This is a genomic window from Mumia sp. ZJ1417, from assembly GCF_014127285.1.
GTDB lineage: Bacteria > Actinomycetota > Actinomycetes > Propionibacteriales > Nocardioidaceae > Mumia.
This window is the reverse complement of the sequence record NZ_CP059901.1, coordinates 3,626,581-3,646,841: the sequence shown is the minus strand read 5'-3', so window position 1 is coordinate 3,646,841 and position 20,261 is coordinate 3,626,581. Positions and strand designations below refer to the sequence as shown.

Annotated in this window: 11 protein-coding genes; 7 read left to right on the top strand and 4 right to left on the bottom strand. The window is 69.7% G+C overall.

What is annotated here, in order from left to right; genetic code table 11:
- Positions 1-25 precede the first annotated feature (25 nt).
- From H4N58_RS17595 to H4N58_RS17585, 3 genes are all read left to right on the top strand, one after another.
- Positions 26-1,885, top strand: a complete 1,860-nt coding sequence (locus H4N58_RS17595; protein WP_243845158.1) for a glycosyltransferase 61 family protein — start codon at positions 26-28, stop codon at positions 1,883-1,885.
- A complete protein-coding gene (locus H4N58_RS17590) occupies positions 1,861-4,242 on the top strand; it encodes a CDP-glycerol glycerophosphotransferase family protein (RefSeq protein WP_167251460.1) in 2,382 nt (793 codons plus the stop codon). Before H4N58_RS17595 ends, H4N58_RS17590 begins: the two co-directional genes overlap by 25 nt.
- A 62-nt stretch (positions 4,243-4,304) precedes the next feature.
- Entirely contained in the window at positions 4,305-6,443 is a 2,139-nt protein-coding gene (locus H4N58_RS17585; protein ID WP_167251462.1) for an acyltransferase family protein, read from the top strand.
- On the opposite strand, the gene H4N58_RS17580 is transcribed toward H4N58_RS17585, so the two are convergent.
- Positions 6,430-8,511: a glycosyltransferase gene (locus tag H4N58_RS17580; RefSeq protein ID WP_167251464.1), complete on the bottom strand. Its 2,082-nt coding sequence runs from the start codon at positions 8,509-8,511 to the stop codon at positions 6,430-6,432. The two genes, H4N58_RS17585 and H4N58_RS17580, sit on opposite strands and share 14 nt — an antisense overlap.
- 127 nt (positions 8,512-8,638) lie before the next feature.
- Here H4N58_RS17580 and H4N58_RS17575 point away from each other — a divergent pair, with 127 nt between their 5' ends.
- Positions 8,639-9,658: a hypothetical protein gene (locus H4N58_RS17575; protein ID WP_167251466.1), complete on the top strand. Its 1,020-nt coding sequence runs from the start codon at positions 8,639-8,641 to the stop codon at positions 9,656-9,658.
- 26 nt (positions 9,659-9,684) lie between these two features.
- On the opposite strand, the gene wecB is transcribed toward H4N58_RS17575, so the two are convergent.
- Entirely contained in the window at positions 9,685-10,764 is a 1,080-nt protein-coding gene (wecB, locus tag H4N58_RS17570) for a non-hydrolyzing UDP-N-acetylglucosamine 2-epimerase (protein WP_167251468.1), read from the bottom strand.
- A 78-nt stretch (positions 10,765-10,842) separates the two neighbouring features.
- Here wecB and H4N58_RS17565 point away from each other — a divergent pair, with 78 nt between their 5' ends.
- Positions 10,843-12,114, top strand: a complete 1,272-nt coding sequence (locus tag H4N58_RS17565) for a nucleotide sugar dehydrogenase (protein WP_167251471.1) — start codon at positions 10,843-10,845, stop codon at positions 12,112-12,114.
- Between the two features lie 19 nt (positions 12,115-12,133).
- Here the strand turns inward: H4N58_RS17565 and H4N58_RS17560 are convergent, their stop codons facing one another.
- Together H4N58_RS17560 and H4N58_RS17555 are read right to left on the bottom strand one after the other, a co-directional pair.
- A complete protein-coding gene (locus tag H4N58_RS17560) occupies positions 12,134-15,232 on the bottom strand; it encodes a CDP-glycerol glycerophosphotransferase family protein (protein WP_167251473.1) in 3,099 nt (1,032 codons plus the stop codon).
- An 86-nt stretch (positions 15,233-15,318) separates the two neighbouring features.
- Positions 15,319-16,428: a mannose-1-phosphate guanylyltransferase gene (locus H4N58_RS17555; protein WP_167251475.1), complete on the bottom strand. Its 1,110-nt coding sequence runs from the start codon at positions 16,426-16,428 to the stop codon at positions 15,319-15,321.
- Positions 16,429-16,587: 159 nt separating this feature from the next.
- Between H4N58_RS17555 and H4N58_RS17550 the strand changes: the two genes are divergently transcribed.
- Both H4N58_RS17550 and H4N58_RS17545 read left to right on the top strand, forming a co-directional pair.
- The gene (locus H4N58_RS17550) at positions 16,588-19,221 is read left to right on the top strand and encodes a glycosyltransferase (RefSeq protein WP_167251477.1); all 2,634 of its coding nucleotides are present in this window, start codon (positions 16,588-16,590) and stop codon (positions 19,219-19,221) included.
- Positions 19,218-20,246 (top strand): DUF6270 domain-containing protein, encoded by a 1,029-nt coding sequence (locus tag H4N58_RS17545; protein ID WP_167251479.1) that lies wholly within the window; start codon positions 19,218-19,220, stop codon positions 20,244-20,246. The genes H4N58_RS17550 and H4N58_RS17545 overlap by 4 nt, the downstream gene beginning before the upstream one ends.
- Positions 20,247-20,261 lie beyond the last annotated feature (15 nt).

Sequence of the window (20,261 nt, the reverse complement as noted above, 5' to 3'; positions counted from 1 at the left end):
CGCCTACTATCGGCGCGTGACACCGATGCCCCCTTCCCAGCAGCCCTCGGCCGCCCGCCAGCTCGCTCGCCGGCTTCCTGCGCCGATCCGCCGTGCCGGTCGCTCGCTCCTGTCGTCCGGTCGTTCCGAGACCGCCCAGGCGCCCCGCCCGTCGCTCGATGAGATCGGCATCCGCACCGGCACCGACAAGTCGTCCGAGCTCCACGACTACCTCGCGACGTACGAGTCGGTGTTCCGTCATCTCCGTGACGAGTCGATCCAGCTGCTCGAGATCGGTGTGCACAAGGGGTCGTCGATCCGGATGTGGGAGGAGTACTTCCCCCACGCTCAGCTCTTCGGCGTCGACATCAGCCCGGAATGCCGGCAGTACGCGAGCGATCGCATCTCCATCCTCATCGGCGACCAGTCGCGCACGGCATTCTTGGAGCGCCTCGCGAAGAAGCTTCGGCCCACGATCGTGATCGATGACGGGTCGCACGTCTGGAGCCATCAGATCGAGACGCTGCAGAAGCTGCTTCCGGTGGTGCGTCCTGGCGGTTTCTTCGTCGTCGAGGACATCCACACGAGCTTCGGCGAGGACTATGCGAAGGTCTACGGGCGCGGCTCGGGCGAGACCGCATTCGACTACGTGAGCCGCATCGCCGAGTCGATCACTGCCGGCACACGTGCGGGGGCGCCGAGCGACGACTTCGACGCCTACTGCCGTCGGACGGTGGAGTCCGTCCAGTTCATCAAGAACTCCGCGATCCTCCATAAGAAGGCGTTCCCGCAGCGCAAGTATCGAGTCCGCTCGGTCGCTGAGCTGAGCGACGCCGCGCAGACTCGTGACGCGGGTGGTTCGTACCCGCGTCCCGACGCCGAGCTCGTCGACGCCTCCCCTGAGATCCTCGCCGCGTTCGAGGCGCTCCGCGGCGATGGAGTGGTGAGTGTTCCCCAGGCGGTCAGTGCCGAGCTCGCGGACGTCCGGGTCGTCGGCAACGGTCTGGCCCTGACACGTGACGGCAAGATCGTCGACGAGACCTTGAACTGTGCACGCAACCTCACGCGCGGCTCCGGCATGTTCCAGGTCGTCAAGGACCAGCTGTGGGTCAACGAGGTCCCGATCGAGGTGCACGAGCGGATCCCCGCTCAGGACGGCCGACACCACGTGCTGCTCAAGCAGACGTGGGACGCCAACTACGGCCACTGGATGATCGACACGCTCCCGAAGGTCGGACTGCTGCGCGACGTCGCCGACCTGTCCACCTGCACCTTCGTGCTCAACGAGCAGCCGACGCCGGCGATGCAGCGCGTCGTCGAGGACTCCCTCGGACTCTTCGGGATCACCTCGGACCAGCTCATGTTCCTCGACCGGGCGACGTACGAGTTCGAGCGGCTCATCGTCCTCGGCCATCTGACCCGCCACCCGGTGTCAAAGTCACCCTTGGCGATCGCGGTGCTCGAGGAGGCTGCCTCGACGGTCGAGCCGCGTGAGGGCGCCCGCCGGATCTACCTGACCCGACACGGGGTCCAACGACGTCGGCTCGTCAATGAGCCCGAGGTCCTCGAGGTGCTCGCGGAGTACGGCTACGAGGTCGTGGCGACCGAGGATCTGTCGGTGCGCGACCAGATCGCTACCTTCCGGTCGGCGAGCCACGTGATCGGTGTGATGGGAGCGGCGATGAGCAACCTCGCGTTCTCGCCGCGCGGAGTCTCGGTGCTCGCGCTCGCCACCGAAGCCATGAAGCACGACTACTTCTACGACATCGTCTGCCTCAAGGAGGGGCGATACCGGGGCCTGCAGGGGGTCGCAGTCGCGCCGCCGGCAGACATCGCGGCCGACTTCTCCGTCGACATCGCTCATCTGCACGACAGCCTCGCGTGGCTGCACGACGACGCGCACTGAGGGTCGCCGAGGGCGTCGTTGCACGGGTGCGCCGTGCGCGGGAGACCGAGGGGGTTCTCGGCGCGACCCTCGCCGACGCGCAGTCTGCGGTTCTCACATTGACTGACGCCCGTTGGGTGGGACCGACGACGCTGCGCCTGGCGGGGTGGGTCTACGACCCCGGTGGTGCGCCTCTGACGGCGACGGCCCTTCAGGTCGTTAGCCCTGACGGCCGTCTTGTGGCAGAGGCACAGGCGCACGCGGCACGCGATCTCGAGGCAGACACTGAGCTTGGGGACGCGACCCGCAGCCGTGCGGACGACGCCTTCGTCGCCGAGGTGGAGCTCGGAGGGCTCGTGACACGACGGGCGGTGCCGCGCGCCACGGTCCGTGTCCTCGCAGCGCAGACGCCTGGGGCACTTCGGTGGACGGACCGTCGCCCGCGATCGCGGGCCCGACGGCTGCGGGCGTCGACCATCGACGCCGAGCGCAACCTTCGGCTGTCATGGTCCGATGACGAGGGGCTCCAGGTGCGGGTCGAGCGCGTCGCCTCGCGTCTCGAGCTGGCGGAGGCAACGCGCGCAGGACTCGGGGTGACCGTGTCCGGGGCCGACCTCGTCAGCCTCGTCCTCGTCGAGCGCGACGGTGGCGCCGAGCACCCGCTTCGTACGGTCACCTGCACGCGCACCGGTCTGTCCGCCGAGGTGTTCGGCTCCGACCAGGTGGTGGAGGACGCTGACCTCGTCGCGGAGCGGTCCGACGGCAGCCGAGCTCCCGCGTGCTGGCCTGCCGGGGACGGATCCGCTGTCGCGTTCGCGGCGTCCGTGTTCCGTCGACCGTCCGGTCGGGTCGGGGTGTCCACACGTCCCGCCGCCCGCGTCGAGGAGCTGACCGTGCGCGACGACGGGCTCGTGCTGCGCGGGAGTCTCGCAGGCGACGTCGCCGAGCTGCGGATCGGGCTGAGCAGTCCACGCCGGTCCTTTCCGTGCGCGGTCTCCGTCGAAGGAGACCGTTTCGAGGCGCTCGTCTCCTTCGCGGCGGACGAGTGGTCCGGGACCCGACCCCTGCCGTCCGACCGCTTCACGGTTCGGGGATACGGCGACGAGGGCGACGGCGAGATCGCACTGCGGCTGGACGATTCCGTCGAACGCGAGATCCCTTTCACGGTCGACGCCTCGGGCATCCGTGTCCGGGTCGCGGTGACCGCCGGCGGCCGACTCCTCCTGGAGACCACGCCGGATCTCGTCGCGGACGAGCGTGGACCGTTCCACCAAGAGCGGCTCAGGCGACGCTACGTCTCCGCACCGAGCGCGCCGGCGCGGGTCGCGTACTTCGAGTGCTATTACGGCGCCAGCGCCACCGACAGCGGCAGGGCGATCCACGACGAGCTGCTCCGCCGGGGGACGGACCTCGACCTCGTCTGGGGAGTCGCCGACCGGTCGGTCCCCGTGCCGCCGGGAGGGCGAGGCGTCGTGAGGGGCTCGCAGGAGTGGTGGGAGGTGCTCGCGCACGCGTCCTTCCTGACGTTCAACGCGGGTCTGCCGCCGGCGCTCGTCCGTCGGCCTGGACAGCGCGTGGTCCAGACGTGGCACGGAACCCCGCTCAAGCTCCTCGGTGGAGATCGGACGGCCGTGCGCGGCGGGGCCCCTGAGTGGGACGCGTGGACGCGCCGGTCCGTCGCGCGCTGGGACGCCCTCCTCGCGCCAAACCCTTACAGCGCCGAGATCTTCCCACGGGCCTGGGCGTACGAGGGTGAGGTGCTCCAGCTGGGATACCCCCGCAACGATGCGCTGGTACGACCCGATCCGGCAGCCTCCGCGCGGGTGCGACGCAGGCTCGCGATCCCCTCGGACCACGTCGTCGTCCTGTACGCGCCGACCTGGCGCGACGGCGACCGCGTGATGCCCGCCCTGCTTGACGTCGACGCCCTCGTCCGCGCGATGGGTGACAGGTTCACGCTGCTCGTGCGCGGTCACATGAACATCACGGGGTGGGAGTCGTCAGTGGGTGGGGGAGCCGTTCGGGACGTGACCTCGTACCCGGAGATCAACGATCTCTACCTCGTGGCCGACGCCGTGGTCACGGACTACTCGTCGATCATGTTCGACTTCTCCGTCACCGGGAAGCCGATGGTGTTCTTCGTCCCGGACCTCGACGACTACCGCGACCGGCGCCGTGGGCTCTATTTCGACCTGGAGGCGACCGCGCCCGGACCCGTCGTGCGCGAGACCACCGAGGTGGTCGAGGTGCTGCGGGGGCTGGAGACGCTCGGGGCCGCGTACGCGCGCCGGTACGAGGCATGGGTGGCCATGTACAACCCGCGCGATGACGGGCAGGCAGCCGCCCGGACCGTCGACGCGCTGTTCGGTGGGGGCTGACCGGCCACCTATCATCGACGAGAACGCGCAGGAACCCGACGAGACTCCGAGGAACGAACGACGTGAGCAGCAGGTCCCTGAGCGAGCGCTCGTCACGAGCGCACGAAGAGCGTGCAGCATCGGGGACCCGCACCGACATCCAGGCTCTGCGGGCGATCGCGGTCTCGCTCGTGCTCGTCTACCACCTGTGGCCCAACCGGCTCACCGGCGGCTTCACCGGCGTCGACGTCTTCTTCGTGATCTCCGGGTTCCTCATCACGTCGCACCTTCTCGGCAAGCCGCCTCGTGGCGGACGCGACCTCACCGTGTTCTGGAGCCGACGGATCCGCCGGCTCCTCCCCGCCTCGCTCCTCGTCCTCGCCGTCACCCTCGTCGCGTCCCGGCTCTTCGCGCCCGAGACGCAGTGGGCAGCGACGGCCAAGCAGGCCGGTGCTTCGGCGCTGTACGCCGTCAACTGGCTCCTCGCCTCGGACGCGGTGGACTACCTGGCCGCCGAGAACGCGCCGTCGCCGGTCCAGCACTTCTGGTCGCTGTCGGTGGAGGAGCAGTTCTACATCGTCTGGCCGCTCCTCATCCTGGTCCTGGTCGCGGTGGCAGCGAAGGTCCGCCGCTCCCCGGCTGTCGTCGTCGCCGTCGGCCTCGGCGCGGTGGTGGCTGCGTCCTTCGCCTACTCGGTCCACGAGACCGCCACGGAGCCGGCCCGCGCCTACTTCGTGACCCCGACCCGCGTCTGGGAGCTCGGGGTCGGCGGTCTGCTGGCGGTCCTGGTCGGCAAGTACGGGTTCGGCCGCGGCCGCGCGGTGGAGGCCGTCGCCTGGCCTGCGACTGCACGGGTCGTCCTCGCCTGGGTGGGCCTGGCCGCGATCGTCTGGACGGGCTTCACCTACACGGGGGCAACTCCGTTCCCGGGCTGGCAGGCGGCCGTTCCCGTGCTGGGCGCTGCGGCCGTGATCGCCGCCAACGCGCCCGCCGCTCCGGGATCGCCTGCCGGGATGATGGCGACGCGTCCCGTCCAGTGGCTCGGCGACGTCTCGTACTCGGTCTACCTGTGGCACTGGCCGCTCATCGCCCTCGCCCCCTACGCCACCGGCTCGGAGCTCGGCCTGCTCGGCAAGCTCGCTGTCCTGGGGCTCTCCCTGATCCTCGCGGCACTGACGAAGCGGTACGTCGAGGACCGCTTCCGGACGCCTCAGTGGGGACGCCCGCTCCGCAAGCCGTACCTTCTCGGCCTTGCCGGGATGGCAGTCGTGGTCGCGATGGCGGCCGTGCAGCTGGTCGAGGTCGACCGCAAGGAGGCCGAGGCGCGCGAGCAGCTCGCGGCGGCGATCTCCGGTGACGACCCCTGCTTCGGCGCGGCGGCGCTCGCGCCCGGTGCGGACTGCCCGCGCACCACGTCTGGCCCGATCGTCCCGGCCCCGGCCCAGGCGCTCAACGACAAGTCCGACGCCTACGCGGACGTCTCCGGCGGCAAGGACTGCTGGTCCAGCCCGCCGCGGTTCCGCGTGGCCGAGTGCGCGTTCGGAGATCCCGAGGGGGAGACATCTGTCGCGCTCGTCGGCAACTCCCACGCCGGCCAGTGGTTGCCCGCGCTGCAGGAGATCGCGAAGACGCGTGGCTGGAAGATCACCACCTACCTTGCATCCCAGTGCGCACTGGCCGAAACCGAGCAGGAGTTCGACGCTGCCTCCAAGACGCGGCGCTGCTCGACCTGGGGACGACGCGTGACCCGTGAGGTCGCGGCCGGCGACTTCGACCTCGTCGTGTACACCAACCGCATCTCCGTCCCCGCCGTGGGCAAGGACGTCGCAGGGAGCCAGGACGACTACCTCCGCGGCTACGAGAGCACCCTCGCGACCTTGCGCGAGTCGGACGTCCCTGTCGCCGTCATCCGCGACACCCCCGCGCCCGACGACATCATCCCCGACTGCCTTGCCGAGAACGCCGACGACGTCACCCGCTGCTCGGCGCCGCGTTCGCAGTGGGAGCCGGCCGAGCCGGTGGTCGCGGCCGTCCGCAACCTCGACGACCCGGGCATCGTGCTCACCGACCTGAACGACCACATCTGCGGCCCTGAGGTCTGCGACGGCGCTGTCGGTGGCGTCGTCGTCTACTTCGACGGCTCGCACCTCACCGCCACGTACGCCCGGACCCTCGCGCCACTGCTCGAACGGCCCTTGGTGAAGGCCCTCAGCGGGGCCTGACCTCGGTGTCCTCGCGGTCGCGGATCATCGCACGCAACGCGTCGACGGCCCCTGCGACGTCGCCGAGCGAGGAGCGATACGCCGTCTCGAGTCCCGAGAGCGTGCTTCCGTCCTCGACGATCGCCCAGACGTCGCTGCCGCTGCCTGAGTAGTCCGACCACTTCGAGGGAAGGTACGGGTTGCGGTCATAGACGTGGGCGGTCCGCGCATCGTTGATCAGCAGGACATCCATCCGCGTCGTGAGGTTGAGGAACTCGAAGAACGGGACGAACGGATTGGCGACGACCACGTCGTCGAGCCCCTCCTTCGCCAGCTGGGTGGCGAGCTTGTCGGGGTCGGCGGTGAAGACGTGCAGCCGCAGTCGCGCACGCTCGACGGGGGTCACCGACTTGAGTGCGTCCACGACCTCCGTGAGTCCCCGGGTCGAGTAGAAGACTCCGAAGTATCCGATGTTGACGACCGAGGCGTCGAGCGCATAGGACGAGATGCTGCGGTGGTAGTAGTCGCGGGGGAGCGTCGGGTGGTGCGAGACCACGGAACGGTCTCGCACGCTCTGCGCGAGCTCTGCGGACTCGGGAAGGCGTTCGAGCATGAACTCGAGTTGGTGCCGGTTGGTGAAGATCAGCTCGTCGGCGAGCACGAAAGCGAGGAGCTCGACGAGGTGCGGCACGTTGAGGTCCGCCGGGGCCTCGAATCCGGCTTCGCGCAGCCCCTCGGCGAGCGTCTGCCACAACGGGTTGGGGTAGGCGTTGCCGACGCGTCGCTCGCCGTACGCGTTCCAGAGCTGCGGGTCGGAGAACTCCGCGATCCAGCGTGTCTGAGGGTTCTCGAGCTTCACGAGCGCGGCGAGGACGTGCGACGCGGGCCACATCGCGCGGCTGTAGACCGATCTGTACGGCCCCTTCTCGTCGACCCACTCGCACACGCGCTTGTGGCCTGCGAGCACGAACTGCGTGAGGTAGTACCAGAAATAGGTGGTCGTCGGCGCATGCACCTCGTACGTGCGGTCGAGGAACTCGTGGGCGATCGCGTGCCCGGAGTCATCGCGGTCCCGGATCTTCGCCATCGAGTTCGAGATGACGTCCAAGGGGACAGCGCGGTCATGGATCCGACGTGCTGCCACGAGCGCGCTGGTGTCCGCGTACGGGGTGAAGGCGTAGAGGATCGCGAGGTCTCTCGCGAGCCCGCGGTTGAGCTCGCGGTAGGGGATGGCCTCGACCAGCCCGCGTCGTCGGATGTCCGCGATCACCCGGGGATGCTCCTCAGGGTGGGCTCGCAGGTAGCGGTTGATGAACCCGGTCTGCCCGTGGGCCAGCCCTTGGCGGACCTTGTCTGCCGCACCGTGGCTGGGCGCCGCCTCGTGGAGCGCGGCGATCACGTCGAGGCGCTGCGAGACCGCGAAGTCGAAGTCGAGGTCGCGGCGCGAGATCGTGCCTTCTCGGACCGCGCGTCGATAGACGGCGTGCGAGTCGAGCGTGACCGCGGCGAACCTGAACGGTGCGCGGTCGAACATCTCGTACCAGTAGACGACGTCCTCGCCGCTGCGGAGGTCGGTACGGAAGGCGACCGCGGCCGCGTGCGCGCGCAGTGCCAGCTTCGACGTCGTGAACCCCAGGAGTCCCGGCGCCTTCGTCGGCGAGAACGTCGTGCCCTCGCGGGCGAGGATGTGGACGTTCAGGTAGGTGTCGAGCGTGCTCGTCTCCTCGATGTCGTCCACGTCGCGTACGGGCGCGATCGGGACCGTCCCCGGGGCGGCGTCGGCAAGTAGCCCGGCGAGGAACTCGGGGGTGACGTCGTCGTCGTCGTCGACGAAGGTCACCCACTGCCCACATGCCGCCGCGACCCCGAGGTTGCGGGCGTTGCCGACGCCGCGAACCGCTGTCCGGACCAGACGCACGCGCAGCGACGGCAGGGTGGTCCGCAGCTTCTCGATGACCGTGCCGGTACCGTCGTCGGGCCCGTTGTGCACCACGACGACCTCGAACCGCGCAGCGTCGAGCGTCTGTCCTGCCAGCGCGCCCAGCACGCGGGGGAGCCGATCAGCGCCGAGGTGGGTGGGGACGACCACGGATATTTCGACCGATTTCTCGGCCCCGGCGCGGAAGGGTGCACTCGTCGCCATCGTTCCTCCGGCCTAGGATGTGGAGCCGCGATCTTCGTCGCGACGTTGCAGGGCTCGCAGAGGAGTGTACGAGTTGACTGAGTCGACCGAGGGCGCTGTGTTCGCCCTCCCGCAGCGTGTCACCGTTCTTTCGTCGTCGGTTGTCGAGGTGCTGCGGCGTTTCGCGGGAGCCGTCGAGGACGTCGAGGTCCTGGCTGACGGCGCTCTGAGAACGGCCGCGCCGGGAACATGGATCATCCTGTCCGGTGATCTCGAGGACGCCGACGTGGACGAGGTGGTCACGCTCGCGCTAGCAGGTGCGGTGGTCCTCGCCGTCGACGCCGAGGCGCCGCCCAAGGCTTTCACCGACCGCCGGGTCCGCGGGCTGTCGGCCGACGGGCTCCTCTGGCTCGGCAACGTCCCGGCCCTCGTGATGTCGCCCGCGCCCGGTGCGGCCGGGATCGCTGTGCCAGGTCGGCCGCCCGCGGCCGAGCCGGCCGACGAGCAGATTCTCGTGACACAGGCGCAGACCGATCTGTTCCTCGCCCGTGAGGCACTCGAGGTGTCCACGGCGCACGTCGCTGATCTCGAGCGGAAGCTCTCCCGCGCGCGCGAGCGGGCGAGTGAGGCACGTGCCGCGAGGAAGAAGGCGGCCGAGGCGCTGGCAAAGCTTGAGCAGTCGGCGGTGGCCCGAGCTGCACGGGGCCTTCAGCGCGTGGGCGCGCGCGGACGACGGCTTCTGGGGTCGAGGCGCGCGACGCTGCTGTTCACCGTGACCACGCTCGCACTGGTCACCCTCGCACTCGTCGCCGCGATGACCCTCGCAGCCTCAGCCGTGGCAGCAGCCGCCGCCCTGGCCGTCACCCTCCTCGTCTGCGCGATCGGCGTGGTCACGGGTCTCGTCGTCCTCGGTGCCGTCGCCGAGCTCCCGCGGGAGGGCTTCGCCGCCACGGATGAAGGGTTCCGACGGGTCGGCCAGCGGCAGCAGCGCCTGACGGATGAGGTTCATGCGCTGCGCACGCTGGCGGAGGCGATCGACGCCCGTCTCGTCCGTGTCGACGGCGAGGTTGTCGAGTTGACGTACGGCAAGGGCGTTGCGCGCCCTCGTGACTGACCGTCACGAGTCGTGACGAGAGGGTCTCAGGCGAGGAAGGTGGCGATGTCGCCGGCGATTCGCTCGCCGGCGTGCCCGTCCCACAGCGGAGGCACCGGCCACGTCACCGGACGGCCTGCGGCGAGTGCTGCCGAGGCACGTGCCGGGAGGTCGGCCGGCGTCACGAGCTGGTTCGTCCCATCGGTGATGGTGACCGGTCGCTCGGTGTTGGGTCTCAGCGTCAGGCAGGGGACACCGAGCACCGTCGTCTCCTCCTGGATGCCGCCCGAGTCCGTGACGACGAACGCGGACCGGTCCACGAGGCCGAGGAACTCGGTGTAGCCGACGGGCTCAACCGGGTGGATCCGAGGATGGGCGAGGAGCCCTGACCGTTCGAGATTGGCGGCACCGCGGGGATGCACAGGGAGCACGAGGTCGATCTGGTCGGCGACCTGGGACATCGCTGCCGTCAAGGCGCCCAGCGACTCCGGCGAGTCGACGTTCGCGGGACGGTGGAGCGTGGCGACCGCGTACGTCTCGCCCAGCCCGAGGGCGGCCCTGACCCGGCTGCCATCGAAGGCGTCGCGGTGCTTCAGGAGCGTGTCGATCATCGGATTGCCGACGAGGCGGATGCGGTCGACCGGGACCCCCTCGCTGCCGAGGTGGGCGACGGCGTCGGCCGAGGTGGCGTAGAGACGGTCCGACAGCCGGTCGGTCACGACGCGGTTGACCTCCTCGGGCATCGTCCAGTCGCCGCTGCGCAGACCGGCTTCGACGTGCGCGATCGGGATCCCCAGCTTGGAGGTGACCAGAGCCGCTGCGAGGGTCGAGTTGACATCCCCGTAGACGATGACGAGGGAAGGCTGGGCCGCCAGCATCTCCTTCTCGAGCGCGACCATGATGGCCGCCGTCTGCTCTGCGTGGCTGCCCGAACCGACACCGAGATTCACGTCGGGCGAGGGGAGGTGGAGCTCGCGGAAGAAGACCGCCGACATGTTGTCGTCGTAGTGCTGCCCCGTGTGGACGAGCCGCTGAGCGAAGCCGCGGTCGTCGAGCGCGGCGAGCACAGGAGCCGCCTTCGGGAAGTTCGGTCGCGCACCGGTGACGTGAAGCAGCAGGTCGGACATCGATCACACTCGTTCGCGGTATTCAGGGACGGCCGTCCCGCCGTGTGCCAGACTTGCTCGTCCAAGATCGTGAAAGGGATGGAACAGGTGACCACTGTAGTCATCGTCGGGATGGGGTATGTCGGCCTCCCCCTAGGACAGCAAGCGGCGCGGCGTGGGTTCACAGTGATCGGCCTCGAGGCGGCGCCGGCTATCGTGGAACGCCTTAACCAGGGCCTCTCGCACGTGGACGACCTGTCCGACGCAGAGGTCCGAGCCATGATCGACGCGGGATTCGTGGCGACCACGGACGCGGCTGCCGTTAAGCACGCGGACGTGGTCGTCATCTGTGTGCCGACCCCGCTCAGCCCCTCCGGTGGTCCTGATCTCGGCGCTATCGTCGCCGCGGGCCGGGCCGTCGCCGAGCATCTCGTGCCGGGGGCGCTCGTGATCCTCGAGTCGACCACCTACCCCGGCACCACCGACGAGTTCCTCCGCCCAATCCTCGAGGAAGGCTCCGGGCTCGTCGCCGGCACTGACTTTGCACTGGCGTTCTCACCCGAGCGTGTCGACCCTGGCAACGCGACCTTCACCATCGAGAACACCCCGAAGGTCGTCGGCGGCTACACAGAGGCGTGCGGTTCTCGGGCTGCGGCGTTCTACGAGCAACTCGTCGACCGGGTGGCCGTGGGCCGCGGCACCCGCGAGGCGGAGATGGCCAAGCTGCTCGAGAACACGTACAGGCACGTCAACATCGCCCTGGTGAACGAGATGGCGCGCTTCTCCACCGAGCTCGGTATCGATTTCTGGGACGTCATTGATCTCGCGTCGACCAAGCCCTTTGGCTTCCAGGCCTTCCGCCCGGGTCCGGGTGTGGGTGGCCACTGCATCCCGATCGACCCCAACTACCTCTCCCACCGTGTGAAGGAGAAGCTCGGCTATCCCTTCCGGTTCGTCGAGCTCGCCCAGGAGATCAACGCGTCGATGCCGGCGTACGTCGTCCAGCGGATCCAGCAGATCCTCAACGAGGACCGCCGTGCGCTCAATGGGTCCGCGGTCCTCCTGCTCGGTGTGACCTACAAGCCTGACATCGCCGACCAGCGGGAGTCACCGGCGAAGCCGCTCGCGCAGAACCTCGTCGCTGCCGGCGCCGAGGTCACCTATCACGACCCCCACGTGCGCTCCTGGGACGTCGAGGGCGCAGTGGGCGTCGATGCGGACGGACTCGATCGCGCGGTGGGCGACTCCGACATCGTCGTCCTCGTCCAGAACCACTCGGCGTTCGACGTCGACGGCCTCGCGAAGGGCGCCCGCCGGTTCTTCGACCTGCGCGGCGTCACGTCCCCCGCGCCGCACGTCGTGCGCCTCTGACCAGACGCGAAGCGCAGGGCTAGCGCTCGTCCAGCAGTCGAGCCGCGACGCGTGCCGCGGCACCGCCGTCAGCGAGCTCGTTGGAGGTCGCGTTGACGCGCGCGACGGCGCCGGCATAGGTCGCGACGAGTGCGGCGGGCTCTCCGAGCGCGCGCGCCACCTCCTTCGTCGTGGTGACGGCCGGGCCGATCGCCGAGTCCTCCCACGGGACGACCGGGGGATGGTGCGCGGCGTAGGTGTCGAGGTCCGGCACGTAGAGGACCGCCGGCTTGCCCGTGAGGGCCCAGGTGAGCCGAAGCGGGGTGTAGTCGAGCACCGCAGCGTCGGCTGCCACGACGAGATCGGCCTCCTCCGGGTAGTCCGTGACGTCGATGACGCCGGGCTCACCGAGGATCCGTCGTTCGCCGTGGGCGACCGCGGCACCGCCGCGTATGAGGATCACCGACGACGGTCCCAGCGCCGCGCGGAGCTCGCGCACGTCGAGGAGCCGGGTCAGGCGTGCGCTGCCGGCACCCGTCGCGCGGTCGGGACGATCGGCGGGTGCATAGAGGACGACGAAGGCGTCCGAGCCGAGACCGAGGCGCGTTCGTGCGCGGCGGCGTGCCTCGTCGTCGGCAGACACGACCAGGTCGCTCGCAGGGTCTCCGAGCACGGCGACCTCCCCGCAGTACCCCAGGTCCGTCGCGATGGCCGCAGCGGCTCGGGACCCCCCGGCGACGAGGACGTCCCACATGGCGATGCGCTGCTCCTGCTCGCGGACGTGTCCCGGGGAGAAGCCGTCGGCCTGCCAGCGGGCGTGCCCTGTCGAGGTGAGCGTCTGAATGAACGCGAGGTTCATCCACCGTCGGTCGGGGGGAGGGAGCAGCTCGTCGACCGGGCCGTCGGCGACGACGAAGCGGGAGCGTCGGACCGCCTGGGCCCACTCCTGCGTGCCGACGACGACCCGCCGCGCGCCGTCGGGCACGGCGACCGAACGGTCGGTCGTCGACCAGACGAGGTCGAGGTCGGGTCGGCGGGCGGCGACGGCGCGCGCGACCGCTGCGGGCGCGCCACCGGCGGCCAGTCCGCCGCGGGACTGGAAGAGGACCTGGTCGACGGCCGCATCCTCGGAACGCTCGTACCGGTGCACCACCTGGCGGCGTGCCCACTTGCTGCGCTCGGCGGGGCGCGGCCCCGACATCACCGTCAGACGGGCCTCGCCTCGCCGTGTGAACGTCCACCGGGCGGTGACGTCGCCGGTCGTCTGCTCGAGGGGGAACTGCGAACGGAACGACGGCGCTGCGCTGACGGGTGTCCCGTCGGCAAGCCTGAGCGAGTAGCCGCCGGAGGGGAGCGGGAGGACCGGCCCCCCGAGGATCGACGCGCGCAGCGGGAGGACAGCCTCATGACCACGGGGCCGCGACGTGGGCCTTCCCAGCAGGACGACGACACGGTCGCCGGCCAGCTCGAGAGACGCGCCGTCCGGAAGCCCCGTCAGTGCCAGGACGAGGGCTTCGTCCTCGGTGCCGGCGTCGTGGATCTCCGGTCTGTCGGTGGGCTCCGGCGCGGCGGGCTCGGCGTCGTGGACCGGCGCGACGTCGAGGACGAAGCCGCCGTCCGCCTGCCACACGGGTGTCACGAGATGCCCCTGTGTCCTCGCCGGGGAGAGCGACTGCGCTGCCGCTGAGCCGCCGGCGACCGGCCCGGAGAAGGCTCCTGCTCGCCTCACCCCGTCGACGCTGACGTCCGCCTCGAGCGCCCACCGGCCGGCAGTGGTGCGCGCCCGCAGGAGCGAGTCGACGTCCACCACCACCTCGAAGCCCGCCGGCGCGTGGTCCGCCTCAGCCTCGGCGATCGTGGAGTTCGCCCGCGGCTCGTCGACCGCGGAAGGCGTGAGCGCGATGGTCTCGTCGCCGTCGAGCTGGCGCAGCGACAGGGACAGGTGGTGGTCGCGACCGCCCGTGCCGACCGCGCGTACGCTCGCCCAGCCGCGCAGCCGCAGACGGGTCGTGTCGTCCCACCGCGCACGCAGGAGCCGGGCGTCGAGCGCGGTCTCGCTGTCGGCGAGCTCGAAGAGCTCGGGCGGGGTGTCGGGGTCCAGCTCATCGGCGATCTCGAGGTCGGCGAACACCCTGCCGTCCCGCACGACGGCCCGCGGTGGGCGGCCGTGGTTGCGGACCTCCTGCTGGATCAGGTCGACCACGTCCCACCGGTGCGTCGCGGCATGCCACGCCCGGAGCTTGTGGAAGACCCGGACCGACCGCCAGGCGTGGGGGGTGGCCATTGCGATGTGCCGGAGGTACGCCTCGGAAAGGAGCTCGCGGTACTCGTCGTCGGCGACGAGCGCATGCTTCACGTAGGGAGGCAGGTCGAGGTCGAGGACGCGGCCGAGCCAGGTGGAGAAGACCTGTTCGGACGCCTCACGCTCCAAGAAGTCCTGTGCCTCGGCCTTCACCGCGACGCGGTCGCGAAGGTTCGCGAGCTGGTGCTTCTGCTGGCCCGTCGATGTGCTGTTCTCGCGGATCCGCCAGTAGTAGGTGACACGCTTGAGCACGTCGAACCGTGTCGCACGAACGTACGCCTTGACCATGGGCACGTGGTCCTCGTATGCGCCACGGCCCTCGAAGCCGCCGACCTCGTCCACCCAGAACTGGCGGCGGAAGACCCGGTTGCAGGCGATCACGTCCTGGAGCGCCTCGGGGAAGTCGTCGATCGCGATGCCGAGACGGTCGCGCTCGTGGACCACAGCGGCCCAGGGTGGCGCCGATTGGGCGTCGTTGCGCACCCGCTTGACCTCGCCGACGGCGAAGTCGGATCCCGTGCGGCGCAACGTCTGGACCGCGTGCTGGTAGGCGCCCGGTGGGAGGGTGTCGTCCGCGTCGAGGAACGTGAGGAACGTGCCACGGGAGAGGGAGACGCCGAGGTTCCGTGCCGCACCTTGACCGGCGTTCTCCTGGCGGACGACCTTGAGGCGGGCGTCCTGCTGCGCGCGACGGGCGAGGATCTCTGCCGAGCCGTCGGTGGATCCGTCGTCGACCGCGATCACCTCGATCTCACGGAGCTGCTGACCGAGGACGCTCATCAGGCACTCGTCGAGGTACGGAGCGACGTTGTACACGGGGACGACGACACTCAGCACGGGCCGTCGCCGCCCGCGGCCGGTGGCCTTGCGGACAGCGTGGACGAGACGGCGGACCGGTCCGGACGAGCGGTCCGCACGGGGGTTCAGAGGAGGTCCTCGCGGCCAGCGCCCCGCCAGTGGTCGACGAGTCGTTTGACCTCTTGCGCGCGCGCCCGGGTCGTCACGAGGACGGCGTCCGGGGTCTCGACCACCACCACGTCCTCCAGGCCGATGACCGAGACCGTCCGGCCGGACGTGACGACGAGACCGCTCGTGTCCATCGCGGCGACCGCAGAAGGGTCGCCAAGCACGCTGATGTCGCCGTGACCGCTCTGCATCGCGTCCGCCACGGCGGCGAAGTCACCGATGTCGCTCCAGCCGAACGATGCGGGGATGACGGCCACGCCGCCGGACGCGGCCACGGGCTCGGCGATCGCGTGGTCGATGGCGATCTTGGTGAGTGTGGGCCACGTCCGCTCCAGCACCGCGCCGCGATCCGGGCGGTCCCAGGCCTCGGCGATCGAGACGACCCCCTCGTAGAGGCGCGGTTGCTCGCGGCGGAGATGGTCGATCAGCACGCCCGCACGGACGACGAACATCCCCGCGTTCCAGCGGTAGCGGCCAGAGCCGACGTACTCCTCGGCGACCTCGACGGGAGGCTTCTCGACGAACCGTCGGACGGCGAGCGCGTCCGGTGCCCCTGCGATGTCCGACAACGAGTCCCCGGCCTCGATGTAGCCGTACGCCGTGGACGGGGCATCTGGGTCGATCCCGATCGTCACGACGTAGCCCTCGAGCGCGGCCGCCGTGGCCTGACGAACAGCCTCGTGGAAGGCGGCGACGTCCTCGACGAGGTGGTCGCTCGCGAAGGACGCCACGACGGCCTCAGGATCGCGCCGGTGCACGAGCGCCGCCATCAGTGCGATCGCCGGCATCGAGTCACGGGGGGACGGCTCGGCCACGACCTGGTCGCAGGCGAGGTCGGGGAGCTGACGCCGGACGGCGTCTGCGTGGCGGACGCCGGTGATCACATGGATCCCCTCGACGCCGACGAGTGGCAGCAGACGGTCGTAGGTCTGTTGGAGGAGGGTACGGCCGTTCCCGGTCAGGTCGAGAAGAAACTTCGGGTGTCCGGCCCGCGAGACCGGCCACAGTCGTGTGCCGGAGCCCCCGGCGGGGATGATGGCGTGCAGCGAGGGCACGTGCGAGCCCATGGCGTCCTTCCGTTCAGGTACAGCGGTCCCAGGGTAGTCGGCGGGGCGGCGCGCCGTCTCGACGGCGCTAATCTCGTGCCCTTGTACCATCGCCAGGGGCGCGGACCCTTCGGTACGCCTCGTCCCACCCAGCCCCGAGGTCAGGAACTCTCCTTCACCATGCTTGACGCGAACGACGGACCACGACAGATCGAGTTCTCGCTCGTTTCCGCGGTCTACAACGTCGCGAGGTACCTCGACGACTTCATCGCCTCTGTCGAGGCGCAGACGTTCGACCTCTCCCGGGTCGAGGTGATCATGGTCGACGACGGCTCTACGGACGAGACGCCGCAGGCGCTCAAGGCCTGGCAGGCGCGTCGACCCGACCTGGTGACGGTGCTCACGAAGGAGAACGGCGGCCAGGCCTCGGCGCGCAACCTCGGGTTGGAGCGGGCACGCGGACGTTGGGTGTCGTTCCCGGACCCCGACGATGTCCTCGCGTCGAACTATCTCGAGCGGGTCGCGCGGTTCATCCAGGCCGAGCCGGACGTGGATCTCGTCGGGTGCGCGCGGTGGCTCCTGGACGACGCTACGGGCGCCGTCACCGACACCCACCCGCTCCGTCAGCACTTCACGGGCGGCGACCGACTCCGCAACCTCACCGAGTACCCGCAGCACTTCTACGGGAGCGCGCCGGTCGCCTTCTTCCGGCGGGAACGCCTCGACGACCTCGGGCTGCGCTTCGACACCGAGCTCCGGCCGAACTTCGAGGACGGCGCTCTGTGTGTGCGATACCTCCTCGGGTCGTCGAACCAGCCGAATGTCGGGTTCGTCGGGACGGCGCACTACCACTACCGGAAGCGCAGCGACTCGTCCTCGACCCTGCAGACGAGCCTGTCCCACCCGGGCCGCTACACCCGGGTCCTCCGCGACGGCTATCTGGCGGTCCTCCGTGAGGCGGCCGACGGCTCCGGCGCCGCCCCGGAGTGGCTCCAGAACCACATCCTCTACGAACTCTCCTGGTTCTTCAGCAGCCAGGACGGGGCATCGTCGCGCGGCAGTGCCGAGAGCGCCGGTGTCTCCGACGAGTACCACGCGCTTCTCGGCCAGATCCGACGGTTCCTCGAGGACGACGTGATCGAGGCCTTCACCGTGCGAGGAATGAAGCGGATCTGGAAGGACATCCTGCTCCACTCCTACGACGATCAGCCGTGGTGCATGCCGTACGCCCGCGTCGACCGCCTGGACGCCGACCAGGCCCTCACACGCATCGTCTACCAGTACACCGGTGATGCCCCCTCAGAGCGCGTCTTCGTGAACGGGGTCGAGACGGCACCGCGCCACGCCAAGGTCCGTGACATCGCCTACCACGGGCGCGTCGTCATGCGGGAGCGCGTGCTGTGGGTGACGGCGCGCGCCAACCTGCGCATCCTCCTCGACGGACGACGGCTGCCGTTCCGGTTCGACCAACCGCCGTCGGCGATTACCTGGCTCAAGCCCGGCCGTGTCCGCTCCGAGATCCTTGCCCACGAGCAGCCGCACGCGATGGACCCGGCGCCGGCGCCTGCGGTCGATGTGTCGGGGGCCGACCGGACGCTGATCCGGCTCGCCCGCTCTCGGCTGTTCCGCAAGTACAGCAAGGCCTGGGTGCTCATGGACAGGATCCACGACGCCGACGACTCCGGCGAGCGCCTCTTCCGCTACCTGCGTGATGAGCGCCCCGACATCAACGCCTGGTTCGTGCTGGAGAAGGGGACGCCCGACTGGCAACGGCTCAACGCGGACGGGTACGGCGACCGGCTGGTGGCCCACGGGTCTCGCGACTGGAAGCTGCTGATGCTCAACTGCCGCCACCTGATCTCGTCGCATGCCGACCATCCGGTCGTACGGCCGCCGGAGATCATGCGCCTGACCCGACAGCGCTGGCGGTTCACCTTCCTACAGCACGGCGTGATCAAGGACGACCTCTCGGGCTGGCTGAACCCGAAGCAGATCGACCTCTTCGTCACCAGTACGCCGCAGGAGCACGCCTCGATCGCCGGGGACCATACGCCGTACGTCTTCACCACCAAGGAGACGGTGCGCACGGGTCTTCCTCGCTTCGATCGCCTCCGCGAGATCGGCCAGCGGGTCGAACCCGACGACCGCGACCTCGTGCTCGTCGTTCCGACCTGGCGCAACTGGCTCCAGCCGCCGCTGGAGTCCGGGTCGCAGCGTCGCTCGGTCCACCCGGAGCTGTTCGAGTCGGAGTTCATGACGAGCTGGCGCGGGGTCCTCGAGTCCGAGGAGCTCGCTCAGGCATGCGCCGAGCAGGGTCTCAAGATCGGCTTCCTGCCGCACCCGAACCTCCAGCCCGCGCTCGACGTGATGCAGCTCCCGTCCCACGTGGTGCCGCTCTCGTACCACGGCCAGGATGTTCAGGAGCTCTTCGCCCGCGCAGCGGTACTCGTCACCGACTACTCGTCGATCGCGTTCAACGCGGCGTACATCGACCGGCCCGTCGTGTACTTCCAGTTCGATCAGGAGCGGGTCCTCAACGGGGGCCATGTCGGGCGCAAGGGCTACTTCACCTACGAGCTCGACGGCTTCGGACCCGTCACGTACGACGTCGAGACGGCGGTCGCCGAGACGCTCGCGTCGCTCGCGCACGGTCGTGACCCGCGCCCGGAGTATGCCGCACGCAATGCGGCCACCTTCCCCGAGCGGGACGGACGGTGCTGCGAGAGGGTGACTGCGGCGATCGAAGCGTCGACGAAGCGGCTTACCGTCGACGAGGCGGCCGAGCCGGTGCCGACGCCCGTTCAGCAGTCATGAGCGACGTGCTCTCGATCGCGCTGTTCGGCAGCTGCATGACCCGCGACAACTTCAACTCGCGCTTCAACCCGGACTACAAGGCGTCGTACCGCTGCGACCTTGCCCAGAACCAGATGTCGATCCTCAGTCTCATGTCGGCACCCGTCACAGAGCATTGGGAGACGACCAAGGCGATGTCGGACTACGACGTCTGGAACATCCGGACGGAGTTCGACAAGGCATTCCTCAGCGAGTTCGCCGCGTCGCAGACCGACTACCTGCTGCTGGACTTCTTCGGCGACGCGCACTTCGGGGTGCTCCAGCTGGACGACGGCCGGATCATCACCGACAACCGGTGGAAGGTTCACGCGACCGACATCTACCAGCGGATGCGGGACGAGGGGCGACTGACGCGCCTCCACCCGACCAGCGACCCTGACGCCTACTTCGCGCTCTGGCGGGAGGCGATGGACCGGTTCGCGGAGCACGTGCGTCGAGTCGCTCCCCAAACTCGGGTGGTGGTCCACTACGGGCACCACACCAACTTGCTGACGCTGCCCGACCGACCTCGACCGGCGAGGCTGCAGAAGCACCGAAGCATCGCGCGGATCGACGTCGAGACGGCGAACGCGCAGTGGAAGCGGATGGACGATTACGCCGTCGACGTCTTCGGCGCCCGGGCGATCGACCTGACGGGCGAACCGTTCCCGACCTACGACGAGCACCCGTGGGGTCCGTTCTACGTCCACTACCGGCAGGACTACTACCACCGGTTCCTCGCCGAGCTGCACAAGATCGTCATCGCGGACGGCGGTGTGCCCACGCCCCAGATGGTCGCGGACATCGAGCTCGCTGCACGCGAGACCCCGGCGCTCACACAGGCGATCCTCGAGGAGGAGCTGGCGCTGACAAAGAAGCGTCTCGCCTCGCGCAAGGCCGAGGTGGCGACCCTCCGAGAGCGTGTCGCGCGGCTCGAGCGGACCCCAGTGCGCCGCGCGCTGTCGCGGGCGCGCCGTACCCGCGTGTTTCGTTCACTACGAAAGTAACCTCCGGTTCCGGTT

Excerpts from the sequence above, each read along its gene's own strand:
- wecB (WP_167251468.1), bottom strand. The coding sequence starts at position 10,764 with ATGTCCGACCTGCTGCTTCACGTCACCGGTGCGCGACCGAACTTCCCG.
- H4N58_RS17555 (WP_167251475.1), bottom strand. The coding sequence starts at position 16,428 with ATGGGCTCGCACGTGCCCTCGCTGCACGCCATCATCCCCGCCGGGGGC.
- H4N58_RS17595 (WP_243845158.1), top strand. The coding sequence starts at position 26 with ATGCCCCCTTCCCAGCAGCCCTCGGCCGCCCGCCAGCTCGCTCGCCGG.
- H4N58_RS17550 (WP_167251477.1), top strand. The coding sequence starts at position 16,588 with ATGCTTGACGCGAACGACGGACCACGACAGATCGAGTTCTCGCTCGTT.
- H4N58_RS17545 (WP_167251479.1), top strand. The coding sequence starts at position 19,218 with ATGAGCGACGTGCTCTCGATCGCGCTGTTCGGCAGCTGCATGACCCGC.
- H4N58_RS17565 (WP_167251471.1), top strand. The coding sequence starts at position 10,843 with ATGGAACAGGTGACCACTGTAGTCATCGTCGGGATGGGGTATGTCGGC.